The organism is Corynebacterium sp. Marseille-Q4381, from assembly GCF_036881695.1.
Taxonomy (GTDB): domain Bacteria; phylum Actinomycetota; class Actinomycetes; order Mycobacteriales; family Mycobacteriaceae; genus Corynebacterium.
Genome location: NZ_JBAJNR010000002.1, coordinates 150,105 through 164,100 on the forward strand (window position 1 = coordinate 150,105; position 13,996 = coordinate 164,100).

Annotated in this window: 15 protein-coding genes; 5 read left to right on the top strand and 10 right to left on the bottom strand. The window is 64.3% G+C overall.

Going from position 1 to position 13,996, the window contains the following annotated elements:
- Nucleotides 1–154: 154 nt before the first annotated feature.
- A complete protein-coding gene (locus V6D40_RS02510; protein WP_334288911.1) occupies nucleotides 155–499 on the top strand; it encodes a type II toxin-antitoxin system PemK/MazF family toxin in 345 nt (114 codons plus the stop codon).
- 18 nt (nucleotides 500–517) lie between these two features.
- On the opposite strand, the gene bsaP is transcribed toward V6D40_RS02510, so the two are convergent.
- A complete protein-coding gene (bsaP, locus tag V6D40_RS02515; protein WP_334288787.1) occupies nucleotides 518–721 on the bottom strand; it encodes a biotin synthase auxiliary protein BsaP in 204 nt (67 codons plus the stop codon).
- The gene (gene bioB / locus V6D40_RS02520) at nucleotides 721–1,791 is read right to left on the bottom strand and encodes a biotin synthase BioB (protein WP_334288788.1); all 1,071 of its coding nucleotides are present in this window, start codon (nucleotides 1,789–1,791) and stop codon (nucleotides 721–723) included. Before bioB ends, bsaP begins: the two co-directional genes overlap by 1 nt.
- A gap of 464 nt (nucleotides 1,792–2,255) precedes the next feature.
- On the opposite strand from bioB, the gene V6D40_RS02525 reads away from it, so the two are divergent.
- Nucleotides 2,256–2,525 carry a type II toxin-antitoxin system VapC family toxin gene (locus V6D40_RS02525; protein WP_334288789.1) on the top strand — a complete coding sequence of 90 codons (270 nt, stop codon included), beginning with the start codon at nucleotides 2,256–2,258 and terminating at the stop codon, nucleotides 2,523–2,525.
- Here V6D40_RS02525 and V6D40_RS02530 read toward each other — a convergent pair.
- On the bottom strand, nucleotides 2,522–3,430 hold the full coding sequence (locus tag V6D40_RS02530) for an exodeoxyribonuclease III (RefSeq protein ID WP_334288790.1): 909 nt from the start codon (nucleotides 3,428–3,430) through the stop codon (nucleotides 2,522–2,524). The two genes, V6D40_RS02525 and V6D40_RS02530, sit on opposite strands and share 4 nt — an antisense overlap.
- Before the next feature lie 73 nt (nucleotides 3,431–3,503).
- Between V6D40_RS02530 and V6D40_RS02535 the strand changes: the two genes are divergently transcribed.
- Nucleotides 3,504–5,693 (top strand): NADP-dependent isocitrate dehydrogenase, encoded by a 2,190-nt coding sequence (locus tag V6D40_RS02535; protein ID WP_334288791.1) that lies wholly within the window; start codon nucleotides 3,504–3,506, stop codon nucleotides 5,691–5,693.
- A gap of 21 nt (nucleotides 5,694–5,714) precedes the next feature.
- Here the strand turns inward: V6D40_RS02535 and V6D40_RS10865 are convergent, their stop codons facing one another.
- Nucleotides 5,715–6,167, bottom strand: a complete 453-nt coding sequence (locus V6D40_RS10865) for a DUF559 domain-containing protein (protein ID WP_442891877.1) — start codon at nucleotides 6,165–6,167, stop codon at nucleotides 5,715–5,717.
- A 439-nt stretch (nucleotides 6,168–6,606) separates the two neighbouring features.
- On the opposite strand from V6D40_RS10865, the gene metX reads away from it, so the two are divergent.
- Nucleotides 6,607–7,749 carry a homoserine O-acetyltransferase MetX gene (gene metX / locus V6D40_RS02540; RefSeq protein ID WP_334288792.1) on the top strand — a complete coding sequence of 381 codons (1,143 nt, stop codon included), beginning with the start codon at nucleotides 6,607–6,609 and terminating at the stop codon, nucleotides 7,747–7,749.
- A gap of 3 nt (nucleotides 7,750–7,752) precedes the next feature.
- On the opposite strand, the gene V6D40_RS02545 is transcribed toward metX, so the two are convergent.
- From V6D40_RS02545 to V6D40_RS02565, 5 genes are all read right to left on the bottom strand, one after another.
- Nucleotides 7,753–9,411, bottom strand: coding sequence for an ABC transporter permease (locus V6D40_RS02545; RefSeq protein ID WP_334288793.1), 1,659 nt, complete (start codon nucleotides 9,409–9,411; stop codon nucleotides 7,753–7,755).
- A gap of 16 nt (nucleotides 9,412–9,427) precedes the next feature.
- Entirely contained in the window at nucleotides 9,428–10,492 is a 1,065-nt protein-coding gene (locus V6D40_RS02550; protein ID WP_334288794.1) for an ABC transporter substrate-binding protein, read from the bottom strand.
- 34 nt (nucleotides 10,493–10,526) lie between these two features.
- Nucleotides 10,527–11,513 carry an ABC transporter ATP-binding protein gene (locus tag V6D40_RS02555; protein WP_334288795.1) on the bottom strand — a complete coding sequence of 329 codons (987 nt, stop codon included), beginning with the start codon at nucleotides 11,511–11,513 and terminating at the stop codon, nucleotides 10,527–10,529.
- 66 nt (nucleotides 11,514–11,579) lie between these two features.
- A complete protein-coding gene (locus V6D40_RS02560) occupies nucleotides 11,580–11,903 on the bottom strand; it encodes a DUF3017 domain-containing protein (RefSeq protein WP_334288796.1) in 324 nt (107 codons plus the stop codon).
- Nucleotides 11,904–11,908: 5 nt separating this feature from the next.
- Entirely contained in the window at nucleotides 11,909–12,763 is an 855-nt protein-coding gene (locus V6D40_RS02565; protein WP_334288797.1) for a bifunctional methylenetetrahydrofolate dehydrogenase/methenyltetrahydrofolate cyclohydrolase, read from the bottom strand.
- Between the two features lie 25 nt (nucleotides 12,764–12,788).
- Between V6D40_RS02565 and V6D40_RS02570 the strand changes: the two genes are divergently transcribed.
- Nucleotides 12,789–13,259 carry a tRNA (cytidine(34)-2'-O)-methyltransferase gene (locus V6D40_RS02570; protein WP_334288798.1) on the top strand — a complete coding sequence of 157 codons (471 nt, stop codon included), beginning with the start codon at nucleotides 12,789–12,791 and terminating at the stop codon, nucleotides 13,257–13,259.
- On the opposite strand, the gene V6D40_RS02575 is transcribed toward V6D40_RS02570, so the two are convergent.
- Entirely contained in the window at nucleotides 13,256–13,924 is a 669-nt protein-coding gene (locus tag V6D40_RS02575) for an MOSC domain-containing protein (RefSeq protein ID WP_334288799.1), read from the bottom strand. The two genes, V6D40_RS02570 and V6D40_RS02575, sit on opposite strands and share 4 nt — an antisense overlap.
- Nucleotides 13,925–13,996: the final 72 nt, after the last annotated feature.

Genomic DNA, 13,996 nt, shown 5'->3' on the forward strand with positions numbered 1-13,996 from the left:
TATAAGTTTCAGACTCGCTCCCAGGGGGTGAGAGCAGCAATCCGGGCGCTCCAGCGCGAATCCCTAGCTCGTGCTTATGATTCCTGCTTCAGCGATCCCACGTGGAAAGCCGAAGCTGAACAATGGGATGTCGTATCCGGAGATGGACTCGCAGATGCTCAGGGGTGAAATTTATCTGGTGGACTTTGAGCCGACCGTTGGTCACGAAGCCAATAAAACCTGGCCAGCAGTAATAGTCAGCAACGATCTCGCCAACCAGAGCGCGGCCATCCACGGAGGCGTAGTGACGGCGGTGCCGATTACTTCGAACACCACCAACGTCTACCCCTTTCAGACGCTGCTCGATGCTGACGAAACGGGCCTCCGGCTGGACTCGAAAACTCAACCGGAGCAAATCAGAGCGGTTTCCGTGCACCGGCTTAGCCGGCGCATCGCACAACTCTCCCATCAGCAAATATCTGAGCTTGATTGGGCCCTTCGGATCCAGTTGGACCTTTAACTGTGAACAGGCTTGGTCCTACCGCTCCAGCCACTCCGAGCGCAGCAGCCCGTGGCGGGAGCAGCACGCCTCCCACGCCATGGGGCTGATTTTCACCACCATGCGGCGGCCGCACAGGGGGCAAATGCGCGGTGCGTCGTAGGGGCGCGCCGGATCGAGGGGGAGCTGGATTTCGCCGCTGAGCACGGCGTCGGCCAGCTCCGTCGAATCGGGGACGCGCATTAAAGGGACTTCAGCGTGTCGTACAGCGCACCGTGGCCGGAGTTCTGCTTCTGGCCCACCGGGGTGATGGAGAGGTTCAGGTTGGAATCCATCACGCGGTCAACCGCGTCGCGGTCCTTCTCCATTGGGCGGCCGAAGGTAGTCAGGTAGTTGCCGCCGATAATCGCGTTGGCGCCGCCGAGGAGGCCCTGCTCGGTGCCGTCGTCCCCAAGCGCGAGCTCGGTGCCGCCGGCGAAGCGCAGCTGGGTCGACGGCATGGCTAGGCGGAACGCGGCGACTGCGCGCAGCGCCTCGCCCTGCGGGACCAACGGGCGGTCCGCGAACGGGGTGCCCGGGCGCGGATCGAGGAAGTTCATCGGCACCTCGTGCGGCGTAATCTCAGCCAGCTGGGCTGCGAACTCCGCGCGCTGTTCCAGGGTCTCGCCGAGGCCGATGATGCCGCCGCAGCAGGTCTCCATGCCTTCCGCGAGCACGTGCTCGAGGGTGTCCTTGCGCTCCTGCCAGGTGTGGGTGGTGACCACGTTCGGGAAGAAAGACCTCGCGGTTTCAAAGTTGTGGTTGTAGCGCATCACGCCCATCTGGGCGAGGCGGTGCGCCTGCTCGCGGGTGAGGATGCCCAGGGACGCGGAAATGGAGATATCCACTTCCTCGGTGATGGCGGTGACAGCCTCGGCCACCTGGTCCAGCAGCTCGTCGGTCGGGCCTTTCACCGCGGCCACGATGCAGAACTCGCTCGCGCCCATCTTCTCGGATTGCTTCGCGGCCTCCACCAGCTCGGCGATGTTCAGCGTCACGGCGCGCACCGGCGACTCAAACAGGCCGGACTGGGAGCAGAAGCTGCAGTCCTCCGGGCAGCCGCCGGTCTTCAGCGAGATGATGCCCTCAAGTGACACGTCCACGCCGCAGTGCTTGATGCGCACCTGGTGGGCGAGGTCCAGCAGTTCCTGGAGGCGGTCGTCCTCAATCTGCAGCACCTGCAGGATTTCGTCCTGGTTCAGGCCCTCGCCGCGCTCGAGGCATTTCTCGCGGGCAATGTCGAGGATGTCTTTGGTTTCAACTGGTGCAGTCATGGGTACTCCTGAACGCCGTTCAACAACAGGGAATGTGTGGCAGTGTAGCGCCTTAGTTGAACGATGTTCAGGAATTGGCTCCCGCAGTTACTATTCCCTCCGCCCCGACTTAGCTCTACACCCTGTGCGTATGAACAGCAGGTCGGTAAAGATTAAAAAGTCTGTGTCGGGAACGTACCGCACTAGTCGGACCGTGGCTGGGCGAGCTGGGGCACGGGCAGGTAAGGAAGCGCGCGATGTGCGAACGCGCCGCCTCGTGATCACCCCACCCACGGAGCCCGCCAGTTTCAGTGTCGACGACATGGCCGACGGCGAACTCAGTTCCGAAGAAATTCTGGCCGCACTGCGGAGCGATTAGCAACTGGAAGCTATGGTCGCCTGGTACTTTGACACGTCCGCCGCCCTGAAACTGCTGCTGAGGGAGGCCGAGTCTCCGCAGTTGGTTGCAGCGACACGAAACATGCATGACCGAGTTGCGACGTGCGGCGCAGCGCGAAAAGAATCTCACCCAGCAGCTCGTCTCCAACCTGCTGCGGAAGTTTCACGTCGTTCAGATCGACCGACCTGTTTTCAACCAAGCCGGATTACTTCCGGGCCGGCATCTGAGATCCCTGGATGCCCTACACGTCGCGACTGCCTTGGATATGCAGGCGGACACCCTCATTGCCTACGACAAGCGCATGTTGAAGGCAGCTAACGAAGCCGGGCTGCAGATACTATCCCCTGGCGCTTAGCGGTACTCGACCAACAGCGGGGCGTGGTCGGACCACCGCTCCTCCACCGTGGGAGCCTTATCCACCCACGCACTTTGGGCACGCTCGAGCATGTTCGCGGTGGCGGCCTGCACGTCGATGCGCCACCCAGCGTTGTTATTGAAGGCTTGGCCGCGGAACGTCCACCACGTGTAGCCGGCGTCGTCCGGGTTTAACCGGCGGGCCACATCGAACCAGTTCGGGTTGTCGCAGGCGCAGCGCCCCGGCGCGTCGGAGGCGTAATCGACAGCGCCCGCCCAGCCCGGTGCGGACTTCAGTTCGAGGTCTTGCGCTTCCTCGTCCGGGAAGGCACCGAAGACAGCGTCCATGAAGGCGCGCTCGTGCGGCAGGAAACCGGACTTCTTGTGGTTCGTCTTCCAGTTCTTCAGATCTTCGCGGCGGTGGCAGATGTTCCAATCGCCGCCGATGACCATGTCCGGGTACTCGGCCGACCACTGTTCCAGTAGTGGTTCGAAGGCATCGAGGAAGCGGTACTTCTCGTCCTGTTTCTCCGTCCCGGCGGATCCTGAGGGGAGGTAGAGGGAGGCGATCTGGGTGGCGTCGTCAAGCGAAGCCCTGATGAACCTCCCTGCATCCTCGAAGCCTGTAATCCCCACCTCAACCCGTGAGAGCGGGAGCTTCGACAGGATGCCGACGCCTGCGCGACCCTTCGCTGCCGCCGGCGCGACCTCGAGGTGCCAGCCCTGCTCGAGCGCGGGGGCGAGCGCTGCGGCGGCCTCCGCTTCCGTGGCGCGGACCTCCTGCATCAGCACCACATCTGCGGGGGTCTGTTCGAGCCAGGCGAGCATTCCCGGGTTGACCTCGTTGCGCACTTTGGTGGCGGCGCGGATGCCGTTGACGTTGACGCTGGCGATGGTCAGACTCATGAGTTTCGACCCTACAGGCGGGACCAAGCCGGTACGCTTGAGGGTTGAAGTCTGAACAAAACAAAGGAGCTATATGTCTAAGATCATTTGGACCCGCACCGACGAGGCACCGCTGCTCGCCACGTACTCGCTGAAGCCGATCGTGGAGGCGTTCGCGTCCCAGGCGGGCATCGACGTGGAAACCGCCGACATTTCGCTTGCCGGTCGCATCCTCGCGCAGTTCCCGGACCGCTTGACCGACGAGCAGCACATTGACGACGCTCTCGCGCAGCTGGGCGAGCTGGCCAAGACGCCGGAGGCCAACATCATCAAGCTGCCGAACATCTCCGCTTCGCTCGTGCAGCTGAAGAAGGCTATCGCTGAGCTGCAGGCCGCCGGCTTCGACATCCCCGATTACGAGGATGCGCAGGAGAAGTACGACGCGGTGAAGGGCTCCGCCGTGAACCCGGTGCTGCGCGAGGGCAACTCCGACCGCCGCGCCCCGGAGGCCGTCAAGAACTTCACCAAGAAGCACCCGCACTCCATGGGTGCATGGTCTGATGACTCCAAGACCAACGTGGCGACCATGGACGCTGGCGATTTCCGTCACAACGAGAAGTCCGTGATCATGCCGGCAGCCGACGAGCTGACCATCGCGCTGGTTCAGGCCGACGGCGACGAGACGGTGCTGAAGGACGGGCTCAAGGTGCAGGAGGGCGAGGTGATCGACGCCACCTACATGTCCGCGCGCGCCCTCGACGCGTTCCTGCTGGGCGCCGTGAACCGCGCGAAAGAGGAGGGCGTGCTTTTCTCCGCGCACCTGAAGGCGACCATGATGAAGGTCTCCGACCCCATCATCTTCGGCCACGTGGTGCGCGCGTACTTCAAGGACGTCTACGACAAGTACGGCGAGGAGCTCATCGCAGCCGGCCTCGACGGCGAGAATGGCCTCGGCGCGATTCTCGACGGCCTGTCCGAGCTGGAAAACGGCGAGGAGATCCGCGCCGCGTTCACGCAGGCGCTTGAAGACGGCCCGGATCTGGCGATGGTGAACTCTTCAAAGGGCATCACCAACCTCCACGTGCCGTCCGACGTGATCATTGACGCGTCCATGCCGGCGATGATCCGCACCTCCGGCCACATGTGGAACGCCGAGGACCAAGAGCAGGACACCCTGGCAACCATCCCGGATTCCTCCTACGCCGGCGTGTACCAGGCCGTTATCGATGATTGCCGCGCTAACGGTGCATTCGATCCGACCACCATGGGCACCGTGCCGAACGTTGGCCTCATGGCACAGAAGGCCGAGGAGTACGGTTCCCACGACAAGACCTTCAAGATCCCAGCCGCCGGTACCGTCGAGGTCCGCAACTCCGCAGGCGATGTCCTGCTCTCCCACGAGGTCGAGGAGGGCGACATCTGGCGCGCCACCCAGACCAAGGACGCCCCGATCCAGGACTGGGTCAAGCTCGCCGTGAACCGCGCACGCCTGTCCGGCATGAAGACCATCTTCTGGCTGGATGAGGAGCGCGCCCACGACCGCAACCTGATCTCCCTGGTGGAGAAGTACCTGGGCGACCACGACACCGAAGGCCTGGACATTTCCATCCAGTCCCCGGTCGAGGCCACAAAGACCTCCATCGAGCGCATCCGCCGCGGCGAGGACACCATCTCCGTCACCGGCAACGTGCTGCGCGACTACAACACGGACCTCTTCCCGATCCTCGAGCTGGGCACGTCCGCGAAGATGCTCTCCGTGGTCCCGCTGATGGCTGGCGGCGGCCTGTTCGAGACCGGCGCCGGCGGCTCCGCGCCGAAGCACGTCCAGCAGGTTGAAGAGGAGAACCACCTACGCTGGGACTCCCTCGGCGAGTACCTCGCACTGGCAGAGTCCTTCCGCCACGAGCTGAACCAGAACGGCAACGCCAAGGCCGGCGTGCTGGGCGACGCCCTCGACCGCGCTACCGAGACGCTGCTCAACGAGGGTAAGTCCCCGTCGCGCAAGGTCGGCGAGATCGACGACCGCGGTTCCCACTTCTGGCTCGCGACCTACTGGGCAGAGGAGCTGGCGAAGCAGACCGAGGACGCCGAGCTGGCTGAGAAGTTCGCGCCGGTCGCCGAGGAGCTGCGCGCCAACGCGGAGCAGATCGACGCCGAGCTGTTGAACGCACAGGGCGGCGCCGCAGACCTGGGCGGCTACTACTGGCCGGACGAGGAGAAGACCTCCGCGGTCATGCGTCCGTCCGAGACCTTCAACAAGATCATCGACGGTTTGAAGGCGTAAGTTTCCGCTGCGGCATCGCGTTCACCGCATGGAGCCGCGAGGCGGGGTGCAGGTGCCCCGCCTCGGGGCTTTTTGTTCTGGGCGGGGTGGCGCGGCAGCACAGTGGATCGCCCTCCAAACCCGCACTTCTAGACACCCGATTGGCGTCCACCACAAAGTGCTCTTCACCTCATCAACGAACGAGCGAGGGCTCCGGCGAATGTCTTCGGGCGTGTAACGAAGAAAGTAGTACCCCTCGTTGCTGAGACGTTTCTGCCGCAGAAATTCAGCTTGGCGGACGCGTTCCGCATCGGGGTCCTTGTACTTGACGTTGCCGTCTATCTCGATGACGAGCCAGCCGTCGATAAGCAGGTCGACGCGGTACCCCCTGACTTCCACTTGGGCCTCAGTACCCAAGATCCCCGCGGCGATCAGCAGCGCTCGGGGTAGGACTCGTACTGCGAGTCTGACAACGCAGTTGCGTGGCGCAACCACTCTCGCGCTGTCTTGATGTTTTTGCGCCGACCCATTGTTTCAAGTTCCGCGGCCACCATCCCGGTAGGCCGTGCATTCGCGCGGCGGAGCGCCCCAGCAGGACTGCAGCGTTGCTCTCCATAGCGGCCGCTTTCTCCTCCACGTAGCGGCGTTCGTGATACTGCAGCCCCTGCCACTCGCGCGCCGGGAAGAACGTCACCACGCCGACTTGCACGACGTCGCCCAGTTTCGGCCCGCGGTGCGTGTGTTTGCGCTGATCGACGATGAGCGAACTCAGTTCCGACTTCCGTTGGTCCCAATCAACAGCCATAGCTATCAGACGCCACCACTCCCCCACTGGTTCCGTCTGGAAAATTTATTCAACCAAAACGGCAGGCCATCTCCCCATAACAGACAGCTCGGTTCAGTATCGGTGCCGCAGCAACTAGATTTTTCACCCATGGCCCACCTTGCAGCAGAGGGCGAGCTCGCCACGATCAGCATCGGGGATCTTGTCACCGAAGCCGGCGTCCGCATACCCAATGTGGAGATCGCGTACCGCCGCTGGGGAGCGCGCAAAGGGGACCTGAACGGCAAGAACAACATTCTGCTGGTGGAGCATGCGCTCACCGGCGACTCGAACGCCGCCGAGTGGTGGTGCGAGGCGGTCGGCCCCGGTAAGGCGCTGGACACCGACAAGTGGTGCGTGATCTGCACCAACGTGCTCGGCTCCTGCTACGGCTCGACGGGACCCGCGAGCGAACACCCAGACGGCGGCGCGTGGGGGTCGCGCTTCCCCGCAGTTTCCATCCGCGACATGGTCCGGGCTGAGCAGGCGTTCATAACCAAGCTCGGGATCGGTCGCGTCCACGCCGTCATCGGCGGCTCCATGGGCGGCGCGCGCACCCTGGAGTGGACGCTGCTCTACCCCGACCAGGTTGACTTCGCGCTCGTCCTCGCCGTGTCGGCGCGCGCCAGCGCGTGGCAGATCGGCATCCAGTCCGCCCAGATCACCTCAATTACCCAAGACCCGGCGTGGCAGGGCGGAGACTACTTCGGTACCGGCCGCTCCCCCGACGCAGGACTCGCTGCCGCGCGCCGCATCGCCCACCTGACCTACCGCGGCGAGCTGGAGATCGACGAGCGGTTCGGCACCTCCGCGCAACCGGGAGAGAACCCGCTCGGGGCCTACCGTGACGATGCGCAGCGCTTCTCGGTGCAGTCGTACCTCGCGCACCAGGGGAAGAAGCTCACCGAGCGATTCGACGCCGCGTGCTACGTCACCCTCACCGAAGCGCTCAACCGCCACGACGTCGGCCGCGGACGCGGCGGGCTGAACAAAGCGCTGGCGAGCTCCATGGTGCCCACCATGGTCGTTGGTGTGGACACAGATATTCTTTACCCCTACCACCAGCAGGAACACATCTCCCGCAATCTGGGAAACCTCCTCGCGATGGCAAAGCTGTCATCCCCCGTCGGGCACGATGCGTTTTTGGTGGAGGCGCGCCAGATGGACAGGATTCTGCGAAACTTCATCGCGCTGACAGGAGACACGCCGTCTGCGCACGACCTCGCGGTTGCCCGCGGCGCCTACGACATCTAGCTCCTACTGCACCTGCGCGGCGCCGCGCGACTGCCACCAGCGGATCAGCACAAGCACCACAGTGGAGGTGCCGACGCCGATGAGCGTCATCGCCATTGCCTCGGCGCGGTGGCCCTGCTCAAACTGGTTCATGATCCACGGCGCAAGCAGGTTGATGCGGGTCGGGCGGATCAGCGACGACATCACCAGTTCGCGGATGCCGACGAAGAACGCGAGCAACCAGCCAGCGAAAATGCCCGGTGCGAGCATCGGCAGCGTAATGCGCCAGAACGACTGCCCGCGGGTCGCGCCCGCGACAGCCGCGGCCTCAGAAAGCGTAGGCGACATCGACGCCGCGGACGTCTTGATGTTCTGCACCGCCATAGGCACGAAGAGCACGGTAAATGCCATCACCAAGATGAACTGAGTGCCGTACGGCGTAAACGGCAGACGCGGCGAGTTCCACAGCAGGATGAAACCGATGGCGAGCACGATGCCGGGCACGGTGTCCGGCGCGACGGCCAAAAAGTCGCTGAGCTTCGCGGGCAGCGAGGTGCGCCGCATGGTCAGCACAGTGACGGCCAGCGCCAAAATCACTGCGGTCGTAGCACCGATCGCGCCAAGGATGATCGAGCGGGTCAGCGCCTCCTGACCCGAGGGCATGGACAGCACGATCCCGAAGTAGTCGAAGGTGAGGTTGTCCAGTGTTGGCGGCTTCGACCGCAGGATCGTCATCGCGGCAAGCGTGATCGAAATGTACGGAATCGCCACGGTGAGGATGAACACCACCGCGGTGAACATCCACGCCAGCACCATCCCAGCGCGCGAGACCCGCAACGACACCGGCCGAGAGACGCGTCCGCCGCTTGCAAGGCCGCCGCGCCCTGCCCACTGCTGAATAGCCCAGGCGGTCACACCGAGGGCAAAGAGCACGCTTGACGACGCCGCCGCTTGCGAAAAGTTCAGCGGATCAATCGTCACATCCTGGTAGATCGACGACACGAGGACTTGGTAACCGATCGCGTTGCCGAGCGTAACCGGGGTGCCGAACTCGCCCGCGGCTTTGATGAAAACGATCAGCGCGCCGAGCGAGTACGGGCCGAGCACCATCGGGGCGACAACTCGGGTGAACTGCTGCCAGCGGCTGGCGCCGGCGACCTGCGCCATCTCGAGCTGTGAGGCGGGGATGGAGGCGAGTGCGTTGCGCAGAATCAAATACAGGAAGGGGAACAGCTCCGCCGCCATAACGAAGCCCATTCCCCACACGGAGTTGACGGCGGAGCGCACAGCGGAGCCAGCGGTCTCCCCCAGCAGCATGTCGGCAACACCGCGCAGGCGCGTGAAATCCATCCACGCCAGCGCCGCAGCGAACGGCGGGGTCATGAACGGGATCATGACCATCACCTCGACCCAGCCCGCCTTGCGCATGGGCGTCCATGCGCGGAAGAAGGCGAGCGGCGCGGCGAAGAGAGTCGAGAAGAACACGACGAGGACGGAAAGCCACACCGTGTTGCCGATGATGCGGAGCATCTCCGGGCGCAGCAGCGTGTCCAGTGCGGAGTCCTCACCCCGGTAGCCGGTCACCGCTGTCACCAGCACGGAGAACAGCGGTGCCGCTACTAGAATGAGCAAGATGACCAGCACCAGGTAGAGCCCGGCGTTGGGCTTCGCTTTCGTCCTCATGAGCGCGGTGTCCTACTTACTTCAGGTAGCGATCCGCGAACTGCTCGCGGATGTTCTTGGACTCCTTGGAGATCGCGGACCAGTCGTCGGAGATCTGCTTGATGTCCTTCAGCGCCGGGCCGTTCTTCGGCTCGACGTTCTTGTTCGCCGGGATCATGTTCTTGGACGCAGAGATCTGCTGCGCTTCCTCGGAGAACATGAAGTCGACGAACGCCTTAGCGGCATCCATGTTGTCGGTGGTCTTCATGATCATGACCGGGCGCGGGGTGACGGTGGTGCCGGAGGACGGGATGACAACCTCGAGCGGCTCGCCCTTGCCCTGTGCGGAGTAGGCCGAGTAGTCAACGCCACCGAAGACGATGCCCTTCGAGCCGGAGGTGACCATATCGAGGGCCGGGCCGTTAGCACCCTGGACGATCATGCCGTTGTCGAAGAGCTTGTCAAACATCTCCCAGGTCTTCTCCTCGCCCCACTCGGACACCATCGCGGCAAGCAAATCGGCCGCGGTGCCGGACTCGCGCGGGTCCGGCATGATGACCTGGTCCTTGTACTTCGGGTCGGTCAGGTCCTCCCAGTCGGTCGGGATGTCGGAGACAACGTCGGTGTTGGCAACGAGGGCGAGAGCGGAGCCGTCACGGCCGTGGAAAGTGTCGTCGGAGGCGTTCCAGTCAGCGTTGGCGTCCGCAATGTTCTCCGGCGCGTACGCCTCGAGTGCGCCAGACTCGGCCTGCTTGGAGGCAGCGTTCCAGGATGCGAGGTAGACGACGTCGGCCTGCGGGTTAGCCTCTTCAGCCTTGATCTTGGCCGTGATGTCGCCGGTGGTGCCGGCGAAGACGTTGACGGTGACGCCGGTGCGGTCCTGGAAAGCCTCCACAAGCGCGTCGGTCAGGCCCTGCGGGTTCGCCGAGTAGTAGTCGATGGAGCCGGAGAGGCCCTCAGGTGCCTTCCACTCCGCGGCGGTAGCGTTCGAGTCAGCTGCGCCGCTGGTCGGGGTGGCGGTGTCGTTCGACTCGACGGAGCCGCAGGCCGCGAGGGTGAGCGCGGCGGACAGGCCGAGAACGGCCGAAGCAAACTTCTTCATGACAATCCTTCTTCTGGTCAAACAGGGGAAACAATCAACGGGCGTTGACGGTCAGGAGAACCTGGTCGCCGCGGCCCAGGCGGTGCCGGGTGTAGGCGAGCCAAGGCTCGTCCGCGCCGGGAACAGTGCACCGGATGTCGTAGCGACCGCCGGTGTAGTGGCTCTCCACCACCTCGCCGACGATGGAGTCCGCCGGAAGGGGCTCCGGCGGCTGCCCATCGAGCGGGGTCACCTGCACATCTTCCGGCCGGTTCGCCGGAAGACGGTCGTGCGTGTTGGTCACGCCGACAAAGCCGGCAACGAACGCGTCGGCCGGATGGTCGTACATCTCCACCGGGTCCGCAAACTGGCGGACGTTGCCGGCGTTCATGACCGCGACACGGTCCGACATGGCCAGCGCTTCGGCCTGGTCGTGGGTCACGTAGATCACGGTGAGGTTCAACTCGTAGGCGAGTTTGGTCAGCTCCGAGCGGATCTGGGTTCGGAGGGCGGCGTCGAGGGCGGACAACGGCTCGTCCATAAGCAAAAGCTCCGGGTCGGACACCAGCGCACGCGCGATGGCCACACGCTGCTGCTGGCCGCCGGAAAGCTGGTTCGGGCGCTGCTGCGCTTTCGAGCTGATGCCGACCATGTCCATCGCGCGGGCGACGCGCGCCTCACGCTCGGACTTAGCCACCTTCTGGCTGCCGGTGGTCAGCGGGAACTCGACGTTCTTGGCCACAGTCATGTGCGGCCACAGCGCAAGGTCCTGGAACACCATGGACAGGTTGCGTTTGTTCACGGGAACATTGACGGAGGGGCCGAAAACTTCCCTTCCGGCGAACTCGATCACACCAGCGTCCGGGGTTTCGAGGCCCGCGATGCAGCGAAGCAGCGTCGACTTGCCGCAGCCGGACGGGCCGAGGATGGAGACGAACTCGCCTTTCTTGATATCCAGCGATGTCTCGTGCAGACCGGTGCCGTCCGCAAACTCGCGCCGCACGCCGCGCAGGGAGACTTGGTTCGTACCTTCCAAAATCACTCGGGGCATGATAACGGTCAATAGTAATATGTCAATTACTTTAAAGTTACGACTCGATGAACTTTCCTACGACCCGAGCGCGTCGACGGAATACGCGAGCCACATCATCGCGGCACCTAGCGCGGAGGCGAACACGGCATCGAAACGCCGAGAGCGTACGGCGACGAGCCCAATTTCGCGGGAGTCACAGGTCAGGCGCATGAGCGCGAGCCACACCATCGACGCGCCGAGGGTAAATGTGGCGCGGCGCCAGTGTTCAGTGGCCGCGAACACGCCGGAGGCAAGCACCCCGACCACAAGCAGCACCCACATCGCCCGCTGCGCCCATCTGGGCAGCGGGGAGGCCGCGTTGCCGCGGTCGTGCGGGTTGTCCAGGGTCGGATGCGTCACGGTTGTTACTGCGCAGCCTGGCGCTCGGCGCTCTCCACAATGTTGCGCACAAGGAACGTGCGGGTCATTGGGCCCACGCCGCCCGGGTTCGGGGAGACCCAGCCGGCCTTCTCCCACACATCCGGGTGCAGGTCGCCCACGGTTTTGCCGTCGACGCGGGAAACGCCGACGTCGAGAAGCGCGGCGCCCTCCTTGATCATGTCCGCGGTGATCATGTGCGGCTTGCCGGCGGCGGCGATGATCACGTCCGCGCGGCGCGTTTCCGCGGCCAGGTCTTTCGTGCCGGTGTGGCACAGCACGGTGGTGGCGTTGACGCCGCGGGAGGTGAGCATGAGCGAAATCGGCCGGCCCACGGTCACGCCGCGGCCGATGACGCACACGATCGCGCCGTTCAACTCCACACCGAAGCGTTGCAGCAGCTTGATCGAGCCGTTCGGGGTGCACGGCAGCGGCGCCGGCTCATTGAGCACCAGCTTGCCCAGGTTCACCGGGTGCAGACCGTCGGCGTCCTTATCTGGGTCGATCAGCTCGAGGACGCGGTTTTCATTGAGGTGCTTCGGCAGGGGCAGCTGCACGATGTATCCGGTGACGGCTGGGTCGTTGTTCAGTGCGTCGATAAGCTGCTCCAGCTCCTCCTGCGTCGTATCCTCCGGCAGCTCCTTTTGAATCGAAGCAATGCCAAGCTCCTCGCAGTCCTTGTGCTTCATGCGCACGTAGTTCTGGCTGGCGGGGTCCGAGCCGACGAGCACCGTGGCAAGCCCCGGGGTGATGCCGCGCTCCTTGAGCGCGGCGACGCGTTCCTTGAGATCAGCGAAGATCTCCTCGCGGTAAAGTTTTCCGTCCAGTTTGATCGCAGTCACGCCCTCGATTCTAGACTTAACCCCCGTGCGCCCCCTGAACATCATCTTCGACAACCCCGTCATCCCCGGAAACACCGGCAACGCTATCCGCCTCGCCGCGAACACGGGCGCCGTGCTGCACTTGGTTGAGCCGCTCGGCTTCAACTTCGACGACAAGCACGTAAAACGTGCGGGCCTGGATTACCACGATCTGGCGGACGTGCAGATCCATAAGTACCTCGATGCGTGCCTGGCTGCGCTGCCGGACGCGCGCGTGTTCGCGTTCACCACGCAAGCCACCACGTTTTACCAGGATGTGGCGTACGAGTGGGGCGACGCGCTGCTCTTCGGCACTGAGCCGACCGGGCTGCCGGAGGAGCACTCGCACCACCCGCGCGTGACCGACCGGCTGCGCATCCCGATGGTCGCGGGACGCCGCTCGATGAACCTGACCAACTCAGCGTCGGTCGCGGTGTTCGAGGCGTGGCGCCAGCTTGGTTTCGCAGGCGGGATCTAACCGAAGCGCTTGTCCCAACGCTGCTGGTAGAACGGCGGAAGGATGTTCAGCTCCCACATCTTGCGGGCAAGCTGGTCGTCGCCCATCCAGCCGGCGAACGCCTCACCCATGGTGAAACCGTGCGACGGGGCAGGCTTGGCCGCGATCACGTCACCTGCCCGGACCACCCCCTCCCGAATGACGCGGAAGTAGGCGCCGCAGTCCCCCGCCTCGGTGAAGCGGCGCACCCACGCGCGCTCGCCCATCCACTGCGCGAATGTGCGGCACGGGGTGCGCGGCACGCTGACTTCCAGTTCCGCTTCCCCGATCTGGAAGCGCTGGTTGATCACCGCGTCCGCCCACACAATGCCCGAGGTGGTGAGGTTCTCGCCGAACGCACCGTTCGGCAGCTCGCGGCTGAGCTCGCGCCCCCACTGGTCAAGCAGCTCGCGTGAGTAGGCGTAGACCGCTTTCTGCTGGCCGCCGTGGTGCTTGGTGTCGCCGATGTGGTCGCCTGCGATACCGGAGCCGTCGCCGTAGTCCGGTCCCGGAATGATCACGTCGATCTTTTCCGCCGGGATCTTGTTGATGCCGCTTTGCCGCTTCAGCCCGCCCGGATCCGGGACGGGGCGCGCAATGTTGGTGGAGAGCACGGTGGGGGTCGCTGGGGAGGTCACGCTGGCCATGCGTGTCAGGCTACCGGCAACCGCTAACGGAAATCGCGCGAGCCGCGGGAGAGCCAGTCGCCCATTGCCAGC

Bases quoted from the DNA above. Each gene is read 5' to 3' on its own strand.
- V6D40_RS02510 (WP_334288911.1), top strand. From the start codon at position 155: ATGCTCAGGGGTGAAATTTATCTGGTGGACTTTGAGCCGACCGTTGGT.
- bsaP (WP_334288787.1), bottom strand. From the start codon at position 721: ATGCGCGTCCCCGATTCGACGGAGCTGGCCGACGCCGTGCTCAGCGGC.
- bioB (WP_334288788.1), bottom strand. From the start codon at position 1,791: ATGACTGCACCAGTTGAAACCAAAGACATCCTCGACATTGCCCGCGAG.
- V6D40_RS02525 (WP_334288789.1), top strand. From the start codon at position 2,256: ATGACCGAGTTGCGACGTGCGGCGCAGCGCGAAAAGAATCTCACCCAG.
- V6D40_RS02530 (WP_334288790.1), bottom strand. From the start codon at position 3,430: ATGAGTCTGACCATCGCCAGCGTCAACGTCAACGGCATCCGCGCCGCC.
- V6D40_RS02535 (WP_334288791.1), top strand. From the start codon at position 3,504: ATGTCTAAGATCATTTGGACCCGCACCGACGAGGCACCGCTGCTCGCC.
- metX (WP_334288792.1), top strand. From the start codon at position 6,607: ATGGCCCACCTTGCAGCAGAGGGCGAGCTCGCCACGATCAGCATCGGG.
- V6D40_RS02545 (WP_334288793.1), bottom strand. From the start codon at position 9,411: ATGAGGACGAAAGCGAAGCCCAACGCCGGGCTCTACCTGGTGCTGGTC.
- V6D40_RS02550 (WP_334288794.1), bottom strand. From the start codon at position 10,492: ATGAAGAAGTTTGCTTCGGCCGTTCTCGGCCTGTCCGCCGCGCTCACC.
- V6D40_RS02575 (WP_334288799.1), bottom strand. From the start codon at position 13,924: ATGGCCAGCGTGACCTCCCCAGCGACCCCCACCGTGCTCTCCACCAAC.